Source organism: Georgenia sp. Z1344 (assembly GCF_049856295.1).
Lineage (GTDB): Bacteria > Actinomycetota > Actinomycetes > Actinomycetales > Actinomycetaceae > JB111.
This window is the reverse complement of the sequence record NZ_JBNDMZ010000001.1, coordinates 350,120-366,370: the sequence shown is the minus strand read 5'-3', so window position 1 is coordinate 366,370 and position 16,251 is coordinate 350,120. Positions and strand designations below refer to the sequence as shown.

At 72.7% G+C, this 16,251-nt stretch carries 17 protein-coding genes; 8 read left to right on the top strand and 9 right to left on the bottom strand.

Translation table 11 applies throughout. The annotated features are described in order from the left end of the window. Position 1 precedes the first annotated feature (1 nt). The 7 genes from ACPYO6_RS01740 to ACPYO6_RS01710 all read right to left on the bottom strand — a co-directional run bounded on the left by ACPYO6_RS01740 (position 2) and on the right by ACPYO6_RS01710 (position 6,620). The gene (locus ACPYO6_RS01740; RefSeq protein WP_425713160.1) at positions 2-763 is read right to left on the bottom strand and encodes an ABC transporter permease; all 762 of its coding nucleotides are present in this window, start codon (positions 761-763) and stop codon (positions 2-4) included. Continuing rightward, the gene (locus tag ACPYO6_RS01735; protein WP_425713159.1) at positions 760-1,572 is read right to left on the bottom strand and encodes an ABC transporter permease; all 813 of its coding nucleotides are present in this window, start codon (positions 1,570-1,572) and stop codon (positions 760-762) included. The genes ACPYO6_RS01740 and ACPYO6_RS01735 overlap by 4 nt, the downstream gene beginning before the upstream one ends. Further along, positions 1,569-3,179, bottom strand: a complete 1,611-nt coding sequence (locus ACPYO6_RS01730) for a class I adenylate-forming enzyme family protein (protein ID WP_425713158.1) — start codon at positions 3,177-3,179, stop codon at positions 1,569-1,571. The genes ACPYO6_RS01735 and ACPYO6_RS01730 overlap by 4 nt, the downstream gene beginning before the upstream one ends. Next, positions 3,176-3,739 carry a PaaI family thioesterase gene (locus tag ACPYO6_RS01725; protein WP_425713157.1) on the bottom strand — a complete coding sequence of 188 codons (564 nt, stop codon included), beginning with the start codon at positions 3,737-3,739 and terminating at the stop codon, positions 3,176-3,178. The genes ACPYO6_RS01730 and ACPYO6_RS01725 overlap by 4 nt, the downstream gene beginning before the upstream one ends. Next, positions 3,736-4,833, bottom strand: a complete 1,098-nt coding sequence (locus ACPYO6_RS01720; RefSeq protein ID WP_425713156.1) for a zinc-binding dehydrogenase — start codon at positions 4,831-4,833, stop codon at positions 3,736-3,738. The genes ACPYO6_RS01725 and ACPYO6_RS01720 overlap by 4 nt, the downstream gene beginning before the upstream one ends. A gap of 56 nt (positions 4,834-4,889) precedes the next feature. After that, positions 4,890-5,537, bottom strand: a complete 648-nt coding sequence (locus tag ACPYO6_RS01715) for a VOC family protein (protein WP_425713155.1) — start codon at positions 5,535-5,537, stop codon at positions 4,890-4,892. Between the two features lie 258 nt (positions 5,538-5,795). Beyond that, positions 5,796-6,620: an SDR family NAD(P)-dependent oxidoreductase gene (locus ACPYO6_RS01710; protein ID WP_425713154.1), complete on the bottom strand. Its 825-nt coding sequence runs from the start codon at positions 6,618-6,620 to the stop codon at positions 5,796-5,798. 77 nt (positions 6,621-6,697) lie between these two features. Between ACPYO6_RS01710 and ACPYO6_RS01705 the strand changes: the two genes are divergently transcribed. Both ACPYO6_RS01705 and ACPYO6_RS01700 read left to right on the top strand, forming a co-directional pair. Then, positions 6,698-6,928, top strand: a complete 231-nt coding sequence (locus ACPYO6_RS01705; protein ID WP_425713195.1) for a hypothetical protein — start codon at positions 6,698-6,700, stop codon at positions 6,926-6,928. Beyond that, positions 6,837-7,235 carry a type II toxin-antitoxin system PemK/MazF family toxin gene (locus ACPYO6_RS01700; RefSeq protein WP_425713153.1) on the top strand — a complete coding sequence of 133 codons (399 nt, stop codon included), beginning with the start codon at positions 6,837-6,839 and terminating at the stop codon, positions 7,233-7,235. The genes ACPYO6_RS01705 and ACPYO6_RS01700 overlap by 92 nt, the downstream gene beginning before the upstream one ends. 80 nt (positions 7,236-7,315) lie before the next feature. Here the strand turns inward: ACPYO6_RS01700 and ACPYO6_RS01695 are convergent, their stop codons facing one another. Next, on the bottom strand, positions 7,316-8,458 hold the full coding sequence (locus ACPYO6_RS01695) for an MFS transporter (RefSeq protein WP_425713152.1): 1,143 nt from the start codon (positions 8,456-8,458) through the stop codon (positions 7,316-7,318). A gap of 204 nt (positions 8,459-8,662) precedes the next feature. Continuing rightward, positions 8,663-10,108: a C40 family peptidase gene (locus ACPYO6_RS01690; RefSeq protein ID WP_425713151.1), complete on the bottom strand. Its 1,446-nt coding sequence runs from the start codon at positions 10,106-10,108 to the stop codon at positions 8,663-8,665. Positions 10,109-10,459: 351 nt separating this feature from the next. Here ACPYO6_RS01690 and ACPYO6_RS01685 point away from each other — a divergent pair, with 351 nt between their 5' ends. From ACPYO6_RS01685 to ACPYO6_RS01660, 6 genes are all read left to right on the top strand, one after another. Continuing rightward, positions 10,460-11,263, top strand: a complete 804-nt coding sequence (locus ACPYO6_RS01685; protein WP_425713150.1) for a glycerophosphodiester phosphodiesterase — start codon at positions 10,460-10,462, stop codon at positions 11,261-11,263. Positions 11,264-11,531: 268 nt separating this feature from the next. Next, on the top strand, positions 11,532-12,572 hold the full coding sequence (locus ACPYO6_RS01680; protein WP_425713149.1) for an extracellular solute-binding protein: 1,041 nt from the start codon (positions 11,532-11,534) through the stop codon (positions 12,570-12,572). Then, on the top strand, positions 12,569-13,420 hold the full coding sequence (locus ACPYO6_RS01675; protein WP_425713148.1) for an ABC transporter permease: 852 nt from the start codon (positions 12,569-12,571) through the stop codon (positions 13,418-13,420). The genes ACPYO6_RS01680 and ACPYO6_RS01675 overlap by 4 nt, the downstream gene beginning before the upstream one ends. Then, the gene (locus tag ACPYO6_RS01670) at positions 13,417-14,334 is read left to right on the top strand and encodes an ABC transporter permease (RefSeq protein ID WP_425713147.1); all 918 of its coding nucleotides are present in this window, start codon (positions 13,417-13,419) and stop codon (positions 14,332-14,334) included. The genes ACPYO6_RS01675 and ACPYO6_RS01670 overlap by 4 nt, the downstream gene beginning before the upstream one ends. Further along, the gene (locus ACPYO6_RS01665) at positions 14,331-15,473 is read left to right on the top strand and encodes an ABC transporter ATP-binding protein (protein WP_425713146.1); all 1,143 of its coding nucleotides are present in this window, start codon (positions 14,331-14,333) and stop codon (positions 15,471-15,473) included. Before ACPYO6_RS01670 ends, ACPYO6_RS01665 begins: the two co-directional genes overlap by 4 nt. Then, positions 15,470-16,243: an MBL fold metallo-hydrolase gene (locus tag ACPYO6_RS01660; protein WP_425713145.1), complete on the top strand. Its 774-nt coding sequence runs from the start codon at positions 15,470-15,472 to the stop codon at positions 16,241-16,243. Before ACPYO6_RS01665 ends, ACPYO6_RS01660 begins: the two co-directional genes overlap by 4 nt. Positions 16,244-16,251: the final 8 nt, after the last annotated feature.

The following is a 16,251-nucleotide window of genomic DNA, read 5'->3' as shown; positions in this document are numbered from 1 at the left end:
GTCAGTCGGCCTGGTCGTAGTGCCAGCGCAGGGAACGACGCTCGAGCGCCGCGAACGCCAGGTTGAGGAGCACCCCGAGCGTGCCGAGGATGACGATCGCGCCCCACACGGCGGCGAGGTTGAACGAGCTCTGGGCGGTCATGAGGATGTGGCCGATCCCCAGGTTCGTCCCCGTCATCTCGCTGGTCACCACGAGGATGAGGCCGAGCGGGATCGCCACGCGGATCCCGGACGCGGCCCGGGGTGCGATCGCGGGCACGACGACGAAGAGCTGCCGGAACGGACCGCGGATGTTGAAGCTGCGGGTCGTGTCGTGCAGCTGGGACGGCAGGGCGCGGCAGGCGTCGACCACGTTGAGCAGGATCGGGAAGAAGCAGCCGAGCGCGATGATGAAGATCTTCATCTCGGTGCCGATGCCGAACAGGACCATGGCGAACGGGACGAGCGCGGTGGCCGGGATGGCGCGGACGAACTCGAACGTGGGCGAGATGGCCCGGTCGACGATCCGCACCTGCCCCACGAGCAGCCCGATCCCGATGCCGGCCACGATGGCGATGCCGAGCCCGGCGAACAGGTTGATGAGCGAGGACACGAGGTGCTCGGTGCCCGGGCCGGTCAGCCAGTAGTCCACGACGCCGGTGAGGACGTCGGGCATCGGCGGGTAGTAGATGTTCGTCGACGAGGCGGAGGTGGCCCACCAGATCGCGAGGGCGAGGACGGCGCCGAGCACCTTGAGCAGGTTGAGGCGGGTCGCGCGGCTCATCGGGTCCCCTTCCGCACGGACGGGTGCCAGGAGATCGCGCGGTCCCCCACCCACCGGATGGCGGCGTTGAGGACGAGCCCCACGATGCCGATGACGACGATGTAGGCGTACATGCGCGCGAGCTCGCCGCCGGAGCGGGCGAGGTTGAGGCCCTGCCCGAGCCCGGGCACGCCGATGAGGATCTCGGTGGTCACCACGATGACGAGCGCCATCGCCGACGCGATCCGCACGCCCGTGATGAGCTGCGGCAGCATCGAGGGCAGGTAGACCCAGGCGATGCGCTGCCGGCCGTTGAGTCCGAACGCGGCCGCGGTCTCCCGCGCGACCGGGTCGACGGAGCGGGCCGAGTCGATCGCCGCGACGAGCATCTGCCAGAACGCGGCGAACGAGGCGAGGAAGACCTCCCCGGTGCGGCCGCCGCCGATGAGGAGGATGACGAGCGGGATGAGCGCGATCGACGGCAGGGGGCGCAGGAACTCCACCAGCGGCGTGGTGAGCGCCCGGAGCGACTCGACGGAGCCGAGGAGGATACCGACCAGCGTGCCGAGCACCGCGGCGATCCCGAGGGACATCGCCCACCCGGTGACGGTGGAGCCGATGTGCCCCCACAGGGTGGCGCCGCCGAGGAGCGTGACGAGCTCGCCCCCGATCTCGGTGGGCGGGGGCAGGTAGTCGGACGGGATCGCCCCGGTCACCGCGAGGACCTGCAGGAGGGCGAGAAGGAGCACGACGACGCCGAGCGGCAGCAGCACGTCGCCCGCTCGGCGGACGCGCAGCCGGCTCCGGACCCGGGCGGGGGCGACGCTCACGAGGCCGCTCCGTCCGCGCGCGGCGACGTGCTCGCTCGCGCACTCGGCGCGAACCGCTCGGCCGCCGGGTCGTCCGGGCTCCCCGCCTGGTCGTCCAGGGCTGCCGCGAGCTCGAGGGCGCGGCGCTCGAGGAGGTGGCGGTCCACCTTGTTCGTGCCGGACAGCGGGAGCTCGTCGACCACGTGGACGCGCCGCGGGTGGGCGAAGGGCTCGAGGTGGTCGAGCGTGTGGCGGCGCAGCTCGTCCTCGCCGGTGGTGGCGCCGTCGGTGAGTACGACGAACGCGACCGGCTTGGCGCCCTTGATCTCGTCGGGCACGGGCACGACGGCGGCGTGCAGCACGGCCGGGTGCGCCTCGAGGACCTGCTCGACGGCGCGCGGGTATACGTTCTCGCCGCCCGAGGAGAACATGTCGTCCTCGCGGCCGGCGAAGAAGTAGTAGCCGTCGTCGTCGACCTCGAAGACGTCCTTCGAGTGGTAGAAGCCGTCCGCGGTCAGCGGGCTGGGGACGTCGGGGCGCTCGTGGTAGCCGCTCATGAGGGCCGGGCAGCGGATCTCGAGGACGCCGCGGCGCGGGTCGACGCTCCCGTCGGCTCCGACGAGCCGCAGCTCGACGTGCGGGGAGGCGAGGCCGACGCTGCCTGTCGGCGTCGGGCGGCCCGGGTCCTCCGTGAAGGCGACCGGGCCGGACTCGGTGGTCCCGTAGCCGAAGCGGACGTGGGCGCGCGGGAAGAGGGTGGCGATGGCGGACAGGAGGTCGTCGCTCGCGGGCGCGGAGCCGACGAACACGAAGGCGACGGAGGTGAGGTCGAGGGAGTCGACGAGGTCGTGCTCGCGCAGGAGGAGGGCGAACATCGGGGGCACGCCGGTCACGCGGGTCACGCGCTCGTCGGCGCTGACCTGGAGGAACGCGCGGGCGTCGAAGGCCTCGAGGAGGACCACGGTAGAGCCGGCGGCGAGGACGCCCTGGACGTTGGCGAGCGCGTTCATGTGGTACAGCGGCGCGGCCACGAGGGCGCGGTCGCCGACCGCTCCCCCGCCGGACCCCATCCCGACGGCGATGACCCACAGGTGGCTGGCGTGCGAGAGGACGACGCCCTTGGGGCGGCCCGTCGAGCCGGAGGTGTAGAGGATCATGCCGGGCTCGGCGGTGTCGACTGTGCGGCGCGGGGCGCGGGCGATGGGCTCGGTGCGACCCGTAGGGGCGGCGCCGTCGAGGACGGAGTCGAGCGGGGCGATCGTCACGCCGGCGGGGACGTCGGTGACGGACGCCGGGTCGTCGGCCAGCAGGAGGTCGGCGCCGGAGTTGTCGAGGACGTAGCGCACGCCGTCGGCGGGCAGGCGGTGGCTGACCGGTACGGGGACGAGGCCGGCGCGCTGGGCGGCGTAGAAGGCCACGAGCCAGGCGCCGGAGTTGAGGCCGAGGATCGCGATGCGCGCGCCGGGGGCGTGGCCGGCGGCGAGGCGGTCGGCCTGGGCCTCGATCGCCCGCTCGAGGTCGGCGTACGTCCACCGCGTGGTGACGCCGGCGCGGACCTCGACGAGGGCCTCGGCCTCCGGGTGGTCGGTCGCGACGGCGGCCCCGAGGTTGTCGTACTGGGCGGTCATGCGGGGGTGTGCTCCTGGTGGGAGGTGTCGGGCCCGGTGGGCTCGGAGGTGGTGCCGGACCGGCCGGCCTCCTGCTGGTCGGCCTGCTGGTGCGCGGCGGCGCGGCGGGCGTCGGCGGCGGCGCGGCCCTGCTCGGCCACGGCCGAGAGGAATGACCCGCGGCCGACGGCGAGGAGGCGCCCGTCGGCGTCGTGGACCTCGGCCTCGGCGTGGCTGACCTGCCGGCCGGGGCGGATCGCGCGGCCGGTCACCCGCAGGAGCCCGGGCTGGGCGGCGCGGAGGTAGTTGACGGAGAGGTCGATGGTGGGCACGCCGGTGCCCAGCGCCCCGACGAGCGCCCAGTCCGCCGCGAGGTCGAGCAGCGTGGCGAGGATGCCGCCGTGGACGTACCCGGCGTCGACGTCCGCGATGAACTCCTCGCGGGCCTCGACCTCGATGACGACGCTGCTGCGCGTCACGTCGACCACGCGCAGACCGAGCCAGCGGTGGTACGGGCTGCGCAGGAGCTCGGCCTCGACCTCGGCGGCCGTGAGGAGGGGCAGCTGCTCGCGGGGGCTCATGCGGTCGCCGGCGTGGTCGCGGCCGCGGGCTCCTGGTTGGCCTGCGTGCCGGCGGCGGACTCCTGGCCGCTCTCGAGCCACGGGTCGACGACGACCTTCCCGACCACCCCGCGGTCCCGCACCTTCGCGAGGCCCTCGGCGGCGCGGTCGAGCGGCAGCACCTCGTCGACGACGGGGGCGAGCTTCCCGGCGGCGACGTCGTCGAGGAGGGCGACGAAGTCCTCCCGGCCGAACCCGTTGGAGCCGATGATCTGGAGCTCGAAGGTCCAGATGTAGCGCAGGTCCTCGACCGGGTCGAAGCCGGCGGTGGCGCCGCAGACGAGGATCCGGCCGCCGAGCGCCGTGCTCTTGAGCGTGGGCTTCCAGGTGTCGCCGCCGGTGAAGTTGACGATGACGTCGAAGCCGGTGTCGGAGGTGAAGCGGTTCGGCTTGCCGAGGTGCTCCTTGGTCCAGGCGTAGAAGTCCTGCTCCTTGTAGTTGATGACGTCGTCGGCGCCGAGCTCGCGCATGCGCTGCGCCTTCTCCTCGGACCCGACGGCGGCCACCACCCAGGCGCCGAGCTGCTTGGCGAGGAGGACGGCGGCGGTGCCGACGCCGCCCGACGCCCCGAGGACGAGCACGCGGTCGCCGGCGCTCACCTTGCCCTTGCCGACGACCATGCGGTGGGCGGTGCCGTAGGCGACGGGCAGGGCGGCGGCCTGCTCGAACGTCACGGCGTCGGGGATCGCGATGAGCTGCTCGGCGGCGACGAGGGCGTACTGGGCGAGGCCGCCGTCGACCATCTCGCCCATGAGCTCGCCGGTCTCGCGCAGCGGGTTGACGAGCACGCGGTCGCCGACGTTCCAGCCGGTCACTCCCTCGCCGAGCTCGGAGACCTCACCCACGACGTCGAGACCCGGCACGATCGGCATCGGCACGGTAATCCCGGGCATGCCCTTGACCGTGAAGATGTCGTGGTAGTTGAGCGAGGTGGCGCGGACCTTGACGACCGCGAAGCCGGGCGTCGCCTGGGGGCGGGGGTGGTTCTCCTCCAGGGTGAGGCCGTCGATCTCGCCGTGCTCGTGCAGGACGACTGCCCGCATGGTCTCCGTCATGGTCCTCTTCTCGTGGGTCGTGCTGGTGGTGGTGCTGGTTCGCGTGGTGCTGGTGGTCAGAACGTGAGCTCGCCGGCCGGGCCGCGGACGGTGAGGCCGAGGGCTCGCGCCGCTCCGCCTGGCGCTGCCGGCTCCCCCGCCGCGACCTCGAGGTCGGTGCCGAGGGCCGCGAGGACGCGTCGGTAGGTCTCCGGCTCCGGGTGGCTCGCGGTGAAGGAGACGAGCTCGAGCCGGGCGGCGGTGCTGGCCGCGGGCGAGGTGGTGCTCCCCCAGTCGATGAGGAACGGCACGATGCCGGTCGGCTCGGAGACGGGCCGCGTGAGTCGCCACTCGAGGAGCTCGCCGGACTCGGTGCGGCGGGAGCCGTCGTACGGGGCGCCGGGGTCGATGCCGACGTCGGCCGCGCGGGTCCGGGCGGCGTCGAGATCGCCGGGGTGGATCGCCCAGGTGGAGACGGAGGTGGTGGTGACGTCGTCGAGCCCGAAGGGTCGCCCCGAGGTGACGTCGGTGTTGGCCTCGTCGACGCCGAGCAGCTCGAGGTAGGTGTCGCCGCCGAAGGAGACGAGGTAGTTGCGCGTGCCGAACCGGGGGTGTGCGCCGCCAGGCTCCGGGGCGACTCCGGTGGTGCGCTCGACGAGCCCGACCGCGGCGGCGAGGTCAGGCGTCGTGACGACGACGTGGTCGAGGTCGCGTGGCGCGCTCAACGAGATCCCTCCGGGGGCGTGTGGGTCGTTCGCACGCCGAGGGGACCTCGGGTGCTCATCGACGCTAACGCCGCCGACGGCCCGGTCCATTCCACGACCGCCGTTGGCTCACACCGTGAGACAGCCGACCTCCCGGGCTTTCCCCTCGTCGTCGAGATTGCGGTTTGTCGTCGTCGAGATTGCGGTTGGGGCCCTAACCGCAATCTCGACGAACGCGACGTGCGGCCCTCACCCGCACGATCGACACCCAATGCAGGGTCAGGAGAAGGCGATGCCGCCGTCGACGACCAGGCTCTGCCCCGTGATGAAGCCCGCCGACTCGGAGGCGAGGAACAGCGCCGCCCCGACGAGGTCCTCGGGAACCTCCGCCCGCTTGATCGCGCGCTGCGCGACGACCTTGGGGAGGTAGGCGGGGTCATTGACGGCGAGGGTCGCCTCGGACTCGACAAGACCGGGGACGACGACGTTGACGGTGATGCCGTCGTCGCCGAGCTCCTTGGCCAGCGAACGGGTGATGGCGTGGACGGCGCCCTTGGAGGCCACGTAGTGGGCGTTGAAGGGGACGCCGTGGACGGTGGTGGAGCCGATGTTGATGATCCGGCCGCGGCCGCTCGCGCGCAGGAGCGGGTGGAGGGCCTTGATGGTCAGCCAGGTGCCGGTGGCGTTGACCCGCAGGACGCGGTCCCACTCCTCCAGCGTGATGTCGTCGAACGACTTCTTCGAGCCGATGCCCATGTAGTAGCTCGCGTTGTTGAGCAGGACGTCGACGTGGCCGAGGTGGTGCTCGCAGTGCGCGGCGAGGTCGGCGACGGAGTCCGGGTCGCCGACGTCAGTCGGGTGGAACGTGACGTCGTGGCCGTCGGCGCGGAGGCGCTCGGCGAGCTCTGGGCCCGGCTCGCGGTGGCCCGCGATGACGACGCGCGCCCCCGCTCGGGCGAACGCCTCGACGAAGGTGGCGCCGATGCCGCGGGCGCCGCCGGTGATGACGGCGGTGGTGCCGGGAGTGACCGTCGGGCTCGGGAAGGATGCGGTGTCGCGGGTCTGCGCGGACTCGTGCGCCGGGGGTGGGGTCTGGGAGGTCACCGGAGCGAGGGTACGTGAGGCCTTGGCGCGTGCCCGGCCTCTGCCGTTGCACGCGATTTCGTCGTACGGTTCGTCCTATGAGAACTCTGACGATCCGCACTGACTCGGAGGTTGAACGAGCGCTCGAGGCGCTCACCCGCGACGGAGCCTCCCGATCCGACGCTGCGCGCTCAGCGATCCTGGCCGCGGAGCGGGCCGACCGGCGAGCCCGGCTCCGTGCGGAGGCCGAGTCTCTGCGCAACGATCCCGACGACGTGGCCGAGTCGCGCGCGCTCGCCGCCGACATGGACGCGCTCCGTGCGTGGTGACATCTACCGGCTCAGGGCGCCGAAGGACTCACGCGGTCATGAGCAGGGCGGCGCACGGCTCGCCGTCGTCGTGCAGTCCGACGACCTCCCGCTGTCGACGTGGCTGGTCGCACCCACATCGACGGGCCGACGACCGGCCTCGTTCCGCCCGGAGGTCAGGGTTCTCGGCTCCACGACCCGAGTGATGCTGGAGCAGATGACCGTCGTCGACCCGGAGGTACGGCTCGGCGAATTCGTCGGAAGGCTCGACACAGCCGAGCTGCACGCCGTCGACGAGGCGCTGCTCCTGGTGCTCGGCCTGGACTGAATGCCGCGATGCCGGCCCTACGACCGCGCCCGCCCTGGTCACTCAGTCAACGTTCCACACCTCACCCACGCCCGACCGCCTTACTCGCTCCGCGCCCGTAGCACCGTCGCCGCGACACCCAGCACGGCGGCGATCCCGAGCCCGATCGCGAACAACGTCAGGAAGTCTCCCCGGTCCGCGAAGACCGCTCCGAGCGCCGTTCCGGCCGCGCTCCCGAGGAACAGCGACGAGGCGAAGAGGCTGACGGTCGTCGCCCGCGCGTCCGGGGCGACCTCGGTGGCCCACTTCTGCAACGTGGAGTGCATGAACGCCCACGCGCCCGCGATGAGGACGCACGCGACGAGCACACCTCCCGTGCCAGGGTCGAGGACGAGCCCGACGAACGCGCCGACGCCGCAGGTCCCCCCGACAGCGACGAGCCGCGCCTGCGACAGCCTGCCGGAGACCGCCTTGACGATCCGCGTAGCCACGATGACGGCGAGCCCGTAGGCCGCGGTGACGATCCCGGACAGGGTGGCGCTCATCCCCTGGCTCTGCAGCACCGTCGGCAGGAAGTTGAGGACGCCGAGCAGCACGACCCCTTCGACGAACGCGAGGGCGAAGACGACGAGCGCCCACCGGTTGCCGATCACCCGCACCAGCGCCGACCCGATCGAGAGTCGCTCGCCCTGCACAGGAACCTCCGGCAGACGTGCCATGAGCACGACGACGACGAGCACCACCACCGCCGGTATCCCGAATGCCAGCCGCCAGCTCGCGAGATCGGCCAGGGCGGCACCCCCGAGCGTGGCCGCGGCCATCCCGACGGCCGTCATCATCATGATGTCCGTCAGCGGGCCGTGGCGTCGGGCCACAGGGACGGTGTCCCCCACGTAGATCAGAGCGCCAGGGACGATGGCCGCGTAGGCACCACCGGCCACGAGCCTCGTCACCGTCAACGTGATCACGCCCGGCGCGAGAGCCGTGGCGATACCCGCCGCCGCGGCGATGAGCAGCGCGAGGCGCATGGTGCGCACGCGCCCGAGCCGATCGGAGACCATGCCCCACACGATCTGCATGAGCCCGTAGCCCACGAGGTACACAGACGCGATGACCCCGGCATCCGTCAACGAGATGCCGAGGTCATCGGCGATCGCCAGCAGCAGCGGCGCGATCACGAGCCGGTCGAACGAGCTGCAGAAGACGGCGAGGTGCAGGAGCCGCAACGACGGCTCCCTGGTCATGGCACTCACCTTGCCAGGTCGGATCTCGACAGGTCCGTCAGGACCGAGCACGACGACGACGGAGCACGCGTCCAGGCCGACGCCTCGCCTCCCGCGGGTCGCCGCATGCCGGAGGACGACACCGTGGAGTGCTCGGGGCCGACCGGACGCATCCTGCTGGGCGGGCCCTGCGGCCGGAGCCGTGTCCAGCCGCAGGCACTCGCGCTAGAGCACCCGGAGGAAGACCGGGGTGCCCGCGACCCAGCGGTTCGGGCCCTCGCGGGTGCCCATGCCGGGGTTCCAGGCGCCGATGTTCTGGCCGTTGCCCGTGTAGATCGCCACGTGGCCGGGCCACCAGATGAGGTCGCCCGGACGCGCCTGGCTCGCCGGCACCTGCTCGAAGTGGGCGAACGCGCCCCACGCCGTGGTGCGCGGCAGGGTGACGCCGAACTGCCCGTAGACGTACCCGGCGAAGCCGATGCAGTCCCAGCCACCCGGCGTGGTCCCGCCCCAGACGTACGGCGACCCGGTGTACTGGCGTGCCACCGAGACGACGGCGTCGCCGCGCCACGCTGGAGCGGCCGCCGGGGGCGGGGTGGGCTCGGGCGCAGGAGCGGGGGCCGGCGGAGCAGGTGCAGGAGCCGGCACGGGCGCCGGGGCCGGCGCGGGAGCAGGCTCAGGTGCCGGCGCAGGCCGCGGGGCGGGAGCGGGCTCCGGCTCAGGGGCGGGAGCTGGTGCAGGGCGCGGGGCGGGCTCCGGCTCGGGCTCGGGCTCGGGCTCGGGCTCGGGCTCGGGCTCGGGCTCGGGCTCGGGTGCAGGCTCCGGCGCGGGAACCGGCTCCGCCGCAGGCTCTGCCGCGGGAGTCGGCTCAGGCTCGGGCTCCGGAGCGGGTTCCGGCTCCGGGGTCGGCTCAGGCTCAGGCTCGGGGGTCGGCTCGGGCTCCGGCGTCGGCTCGGGCTCCGGCGTCGGCTCGGGAGTCGGCTCAGGCTCGACCACCGGCTCGGGCTCAGGTGCAGGCTCAACCACCGGCTCGGGCTCCGGCGCAGGCTCGGGAGTCGGCTCAGGCTCCACGACCGGCTCGGGCTCCGCCACCTGCACGGGCTCGGGCTCGACGACCGGCTCCGGCTCCGGCTCTGCGAGCGGGCCCCGGTCGATCGCAAACGTGCTGCGTCCGTCGGCGCGGATCCCGACGACGATCGGGTCGCCCGCCTGCCCGTAGTGGAAGACGTGGTCGGCGGCACCGTGGTCGCGGGCGTTACGCACGTACATGGCGTTGCCGCGGCGGACGGTCACGGAGACGGAGCCGTCGCCGTCCCAGTCGCCGACGAACAGGGCGTCGCCCTGGGCACCCGGCTCCATCGTCGTCGTGCGCGTCTCGTCGGCACCGGACAGCGGAGCGGCCGGCTCGTTCGAGGGCCAGGCGGCCATCGCGCGGGTCGGCGTGAGCGGCCGCGTGGACTCGGGGCCGAAGGTGAAGGCACTCGTCGTCGTCGATCCGAAGGTGAAGGCGCTCGACGCCGCGATCGGCCCGTGCATGGCGATCCGCGCGAACTGCTCCCCCTGGGGCGTCGTTCCCACGTTGCCGTCCGTGCCGTACGCGGCCGAGCTGGCCACGCACGCGATCGCCAGGCCCATGCCCGCACCTGCGGGCAGCCATCTCGTCAGACGCACAGTTCTCTCCTCGTTCGCGCTCAGGCCCCCCAGCCCCGTCCCACCTGCGTCGCTGCACGCGAGTTGTGGTGGCTGTCCCCGGCACGATGGCCGTGTTACTCGTGAGACTAGAGATAAAAAGAGTGCATTAGAGTGACTCGAGTGAAATGAGACGTACATCTCATCGAGACACGGTCGCCACCGAACCGTGACTCGGTCACGACGGTGCTACCAACACGGCCGCCGTTCGTCGTCGTGGGCCGTTCATCGCCTCGTCACCGGCGATTGAGCCGGTGTTCGACCTGGTCAGACATGGTGCGTGCGATCACGCCAGATCACGGCTGATCACACATCCATCCCAGGGGGACCACCATGCGCACGACCACTCGTCGGATCTCGACCGCCGTCGCCACCGCCGCCCTCGCGGCAGCCGTCACGGCTCCCGCCTTCGCGGCCCAGACCGACTCGCTCGAGTCGATCGCCCACCGCGGCGACAAGGAGCACCACCCGGACAACAGCGTCGCGGGCATCCGGAGCGCCGTGGACAAGGGCGCCGACCTCGTCGAGATCGACGTCATCTACAACCCGGACGGCGACACGTTCTTCCTCAACCACGACAACAGGTGCAGCGGCCCCGGCGGCTCGGCCACCATCGACCGGGACGCCTACGAGGTCGTGACCGAGCGGTGCGCGCTACCCGAGCTCGACGACGTCCTGGCCACGTACGGGAGCGAGGGCTACCTGTCGTTCGTCGTCGAGTACAAGTCGACGTCGCGGACCACCACGGAGTCGGCCGACGACCTCGTCGAGACGATCGAGGCGGCCGGCGCGATCGACGACATGTGGGTCTCGTCCCTCGACGACGACCTCCTCGCCGCCGTCCGGGACACCGGCACCGACATCTCGCTCATGCGGGTGCGTGGCTACAGCGGGCCGATCAACGTGGGCGACGCCTGGCTGCGCGAGACCGCCGAGCTCGGCTACGACGCCGCGAACGTCAACATCGGCGCCTGGACCCGCGCGAAGGCCGACCTCGCCGAGTCCCTCGGGCTGGAGACGGTCGGCTGGGCGTGGCCGACCGCGAGCGAGGGCGACAACACCACCGCGATCGAGTACGACCTCGACATGTTCATGACCGACCGGCTCGACGACCTGCACGCCCAGCTCGGCCGCTGAGCGATCGCGGGCTGGCCGGCCCGCCGAGCTCATCCGCACGAACCACCCATCCCCGACACCGCCCTGACTAGCACCAACGGGTGAACGGCCGCGTCGTCGGCCGTTCACCCGCGGGGCGGTCGACGGCCATCGGCCGGTCACTCGCGTTCCGCACGATGTCGGTCGGCGTCACGCCGGTCCCCCAGGCGCCGGTCCCGAGCCGCCGGTCCCTCCGACCGCCTTTCCCCTCCCCTGTGTTCTCCCCACCACCTCGTCAAGGAGCTTCATCTTGCGAACCACCCTGCGTGTCAGCGCCGTTGCGGGCGCCCTCCTCCTCACCGCCGCGTGCGGAGGTGGCGGGTCCGACGACGGGTCGGGCGGCGACGGCGGGTCCTCGGACGACATCGTCATCAGCTACAACACCCCCGCCGAGTGGGCGAACTGGGGCGGCGTGCTCGAGGCGTTCACCGAGGAGACCGGCATCGAGGCGCCGAACGACCCGAAGAACTCGGGCCAGACGCTTGCCGCGCTCGAGGCCGAGGCCGCCGCGCCGGCCGCCGACGTCGCCTACTACGGCATCGTCTTCGGCTACCAGGCCTCCGACGCCGGCCTCGTGACGAGCTACGAGCCCGAGGGGTTCGACGAGATCCCCGAGAACCTCCGCGACGAGGACGGCGAGTGGTTCACCGTCCACCAGGGCGCCGTGGCGTTCATCGTCAACACCGACGAGCTCGGCGACGTGCCCGTGCCGCAGAGCTGGGAGGACCTGACCGACCCGCAGTACGAGGGCATGGTCGGCTACCTCGACCCGACCCAGGCGGCCGTCGGCTACTCGGTCCTCACGGCGGCCAACCTCGCCCTCGGCGGCACGCTCGACGACCCGACCCCGGGCCTCGAGTGGGCGTCCGCGATGGCGGACAACGGAGTCGTCAACCCGGCCCAGACGGCCACGGCCTCCGTGCAGCAGGGCGAGATCCCCATCCTCATCGACGCCGACTTCAACGGCCACCAGCTCGCGGCGGCCGGCGACCCGATCGAGGTCGTCTACCCCGAGGAGGGCTCGCTCGCGATCCCCTACGTCATGAGCCTCGTGGCCGAGGCCCCGCACGAGTCCGCCGGCCAGGCCCTGCTCGACTACTCCCTCAGCGACGAGGCCCAGGCACTGTTCGCTGAGAGCTACCTGCGCCCGGTGCGCGACGTCGAGATCCCCGAGGAGATCGCCGAGGTCTTCCCCGAGAACTACGACGAGCTCGTGACGATCCCGGACTTCGAGGAGATGCAGACCGTCCAGGAGGACGTCCTCGCGCAGTTCGAGTCCGAGGTTCAGTGATCTCTCGGTCCATCGACGGGAGCCGCCGCAGCCCGGCGGCGGCCCTCGTCGCACCGATCGTCCTCGTCCTGCTCGTCCTCCTCGTCTGGCCGATGATCCTGCTCGTCGTGCGCAGCACGGGGGCGGAGGCGGGCGGCTGGAGCCTCGACCGGTACGGCGAGGTGCTGACGAGCAGCCGCTACCTCGAGTCGCTCCTGTTCACCGCCGGGATCGCCGTGGCCTCCACCGTGCTGGCCCTGGTCATCTGCGTGCCGGCGGCCCTGTACCTCGAGCGCGACCGCTCCCGCGCGGGCCGGCTCCTCGCGACGGCGATGACCATCCCCCTCAGCTTGCCCGGGATCGTCATCGGCTTCTTCGTCATCCTGCTCGTGGGCAACACCGGCGTGATCCCCAAGCTCTTCGAGGCGGCGACCGGGGAGCGGGCGCTCCAGATCGCCTACACGTGGGTGGGACTGCTCATCGCCTACCTCTACTTCCAGATCCCGCGCGTGGTGCTCGTGGTGCGCGGCGCGGCCGGGGCCGTCCGTCCGGAGACGATCGAGGCCGCCCGCTCGCTCGGGGCGTCCACCGCGACCATCTACCTCCGCGTCATCCTGCCCGCGCTCCGGCCGGCGATGGCGAGCTCGGCCGCGCTGGCCCTCGCGACCGGGTTCGGCGCGTTCGGCACGGCCGCCACCCTGAGCCGCGACCTCAACGTGCTGCCCGTCGAGATCGCCTCGGCGTTCACGGACGGCTTCCAGCCCGAGCTCGCGGCCACCCTGTCCGTGCTCCTCGCGCTCCTGACCACGGTGATCCTCGTCGGCGTCGGGAACCTCGGGGACGTCAAGGTGAGGAGGAGCGCGCCATGAGCGAGGCGACCACCCCTGCCGGGGTCACGACGACGAACGGCGCACCCGGGCTCTCCGCGGCACCGGACGCTCAGGGAACCCCGGACACCCCCGGGCCGACGACGACGAGCCGGCGCGCGCGGTCCGCCACCCCGCTCCGGCACGACGGCGTCACCCGGGTCGGCCAGGTCCTCGCGATCGTCGCCGCCCTGGTCACCACGCTGCCGATCCCCCTCGTCCTGCTCGTCGCGCTGAGCCGCAGCTGGCGCGAGGGTCCGCTCGGGGGCCTCACCCTCGAGTGGATCGTCGAGGCGTGGGACGACATGGCCGGCAACATCGGCGTGAGCGTGAGCGTGGCGCTGCTCGTGCTCGTCATCGACATGGCCATCGGCCTGCCGGCGGCCTGGGCCATCGCCCGCTACCGGTTCCCGGGCCGGTCGCTGCTCCGGGCCGTGACCAACGTGCCGATCGCCGTGCCGGGCATCGCGCTCGGCCTCGGCCTCATCCTCGCCTACCCGCTGCTGCGCCCCTCGGGAGTGCTGATGATCGGCGGGCACGTGCTCTACACACTGCCGTTCCTCCTCAGCGCGCTCACCCCCGCGATGGCCAGCCCCGCCCTGCGCCTGCAGGAGTCGGTCGCCGAGTCGCTCGGCGCCGGCCCCGTCCGCCGCTTCCTCACGGTGACCCTGCCCGCGTCCCGGGGCGCGCTGCTGGCGGCCACCCTGCTCGTCCTCACCCTGTCCTTCGGAGAGTTCAACGTGTCGTTCTTCCTGTTCACGCCGCTGCAGCAGCCGGTCCCGGTCGTGCTGTACGACGGCTACCTCACCGGCCGCCTCGAGGCCGCCGCCGCCGCGACGGTCCTCTTCCTCGTGCTCGTGGTCCCCGCGGCCCTCGCGCTCGAGCGGCTCGGCGGCGCGAAGATGGGCCAGGCATGAGCGTGACGACGACACCCACGACACCCGGCACGACGTCGACACCCACCGCCCAGGACGCCGCCGCCCTCACCTGCCGCGGCCTCGGCTTCCGCTACCACGGAGCCGAGGGCAACGCCCTGACGAACCTCGACCTCGACGCCGCGCCCGGATCGATCACCGCGCTCGTCGGCCCCTCGGGCTGCGGGAAGACGACGCTCCTCAAGCTCGTCGGCGGGCTCCTGCGTCCCACCGCGGGCACGATCCACGTCGACGACGTCGACACCACCACCGTGCCGCTGGCCAAGCGCCGGGTGGGGTGGGTGCCGCAGCAGTACGCCCTCTTCGACCACCTCGACGTCACAGGCAACGTGACGTTCGGCCTGAAGGCCCAGGGCGTTCCGGCCCAGAAGCGGGCCGAGCGAGTGACGGAGATGCTCGAGCTGTGCCAGATCGCGGACCTCGCCCACCGGCCGGTCACCGAGCTCTCGGGCGGTCAGCGCCAGCGCGTGGCCATCGCCCGCGCGCTCGCGCCCTCGCCCCGGCTGCTCCTCCTCGACGAGCCGCTCGCCGCCCTCGACCCCCAGCTGCGGGTCCTGCTCCGCTCCGAGCTCGCCGCGCTCGTGCGGGCCTCCGGCGTGACCACGCTGCTGGTGACCCACGACCAGGACGAGGCGTTCGCGCTCGGCGACCAGCTCGTGCTGCTGCGCGCGGGGAACCTCGTGCAGTCCGGGGAGCCCGCCGAGCTCTGGGACCGGCCGGCGACCTCGTGGGCGGCGGAGTTCCTCGGCCACGCCGTGGTCGTCCCCGCCACACGGGACGGCGAGCACCACGCGCGTCTCGCCGGCGGCCTCCGCCTCCCGGCGGGAACATCCCCCGACGACGACACCACCAACAGCCTGGAGGACACAGACATGCACGTCGCACTGCGCTGGACCGACCTGACCGCGTATCCCACCGACGCAGAAACCGCCGCGCTCACGAACGGGGCCGCCACCGGCACCGTCGTGACGTCCGAGTTCGCCGGCGACCGGTACCGCCTCACGGTGGCCCTGACCGACGGCCCCACCGTCCCGGCACACAGCGTCTACGCCAGCGAGGTCGACTCGGCCGTCGCCGTGCGGCCCAGCGGCTCGCGCGCGGTCCCGGTGGTGACCCGATGAGCGCGACCCTCACCGTCCTCGGCGCCTCAGCGACCGCGCCGTCCAGCCTCGGCGCCGCCGTCGGCTACCTCCTCCACCACGAGGGCGGGGCCACGCTCGTCGACTGCGGGCCCGGCGTCGTCGCGGAGCTCGCCACGCGCGGCCACCTCGGCGAGCTGAGCTCGATCGTCATCTCCCACGAGCACGCCGACCACTGCGCGGACCTCACGGCCCTCGCCTACCGGCGCGGCTTCCCCGAGCGGCTGCCCGCTGTGCCGATGTGGGCGCCGACGGGCTTCGGGAAGAAGCTCGTCGGGCTCGACGGCGTCTACGGGATCCCCTCGCTGCCGGCACTCGCGGCGCCCCTGAGCGACGGGTTCGACCTCACCGAGATCGAGCCGGGCGCCACCGTGACGGTGGACGGCACGACGCTGACCACGATCCCGGCCTTCCACCCGGTACCGACGCTGGCCATGCGGTTCGACGACCTCGGCCTCGCCTACACCGCCGACACGGGGCTGACGGACGAGCTCGTCGAGCAGTGCCGGAACGTGCCCGTCCTGCTGGCGGAGGCGACGTACCGGCACAGCGCCGGGATCGACGTGTCCAACCACGGCCACCTCACGGGCCGGACGGTTGGCGAGCTCGCCGCGGCCGCCAACGCCGGGCGGCTCGTCATCACGCACCTGGCCGACCCGGCGGACGGCGAGGAGATCCTCGCCGAGGCGCGCGCCGTCTACGACGGCCCGGTCGAGCTCGCGGCCCCCGGCCTCGTGATGCAGCTGGGCTGACCGGCCGG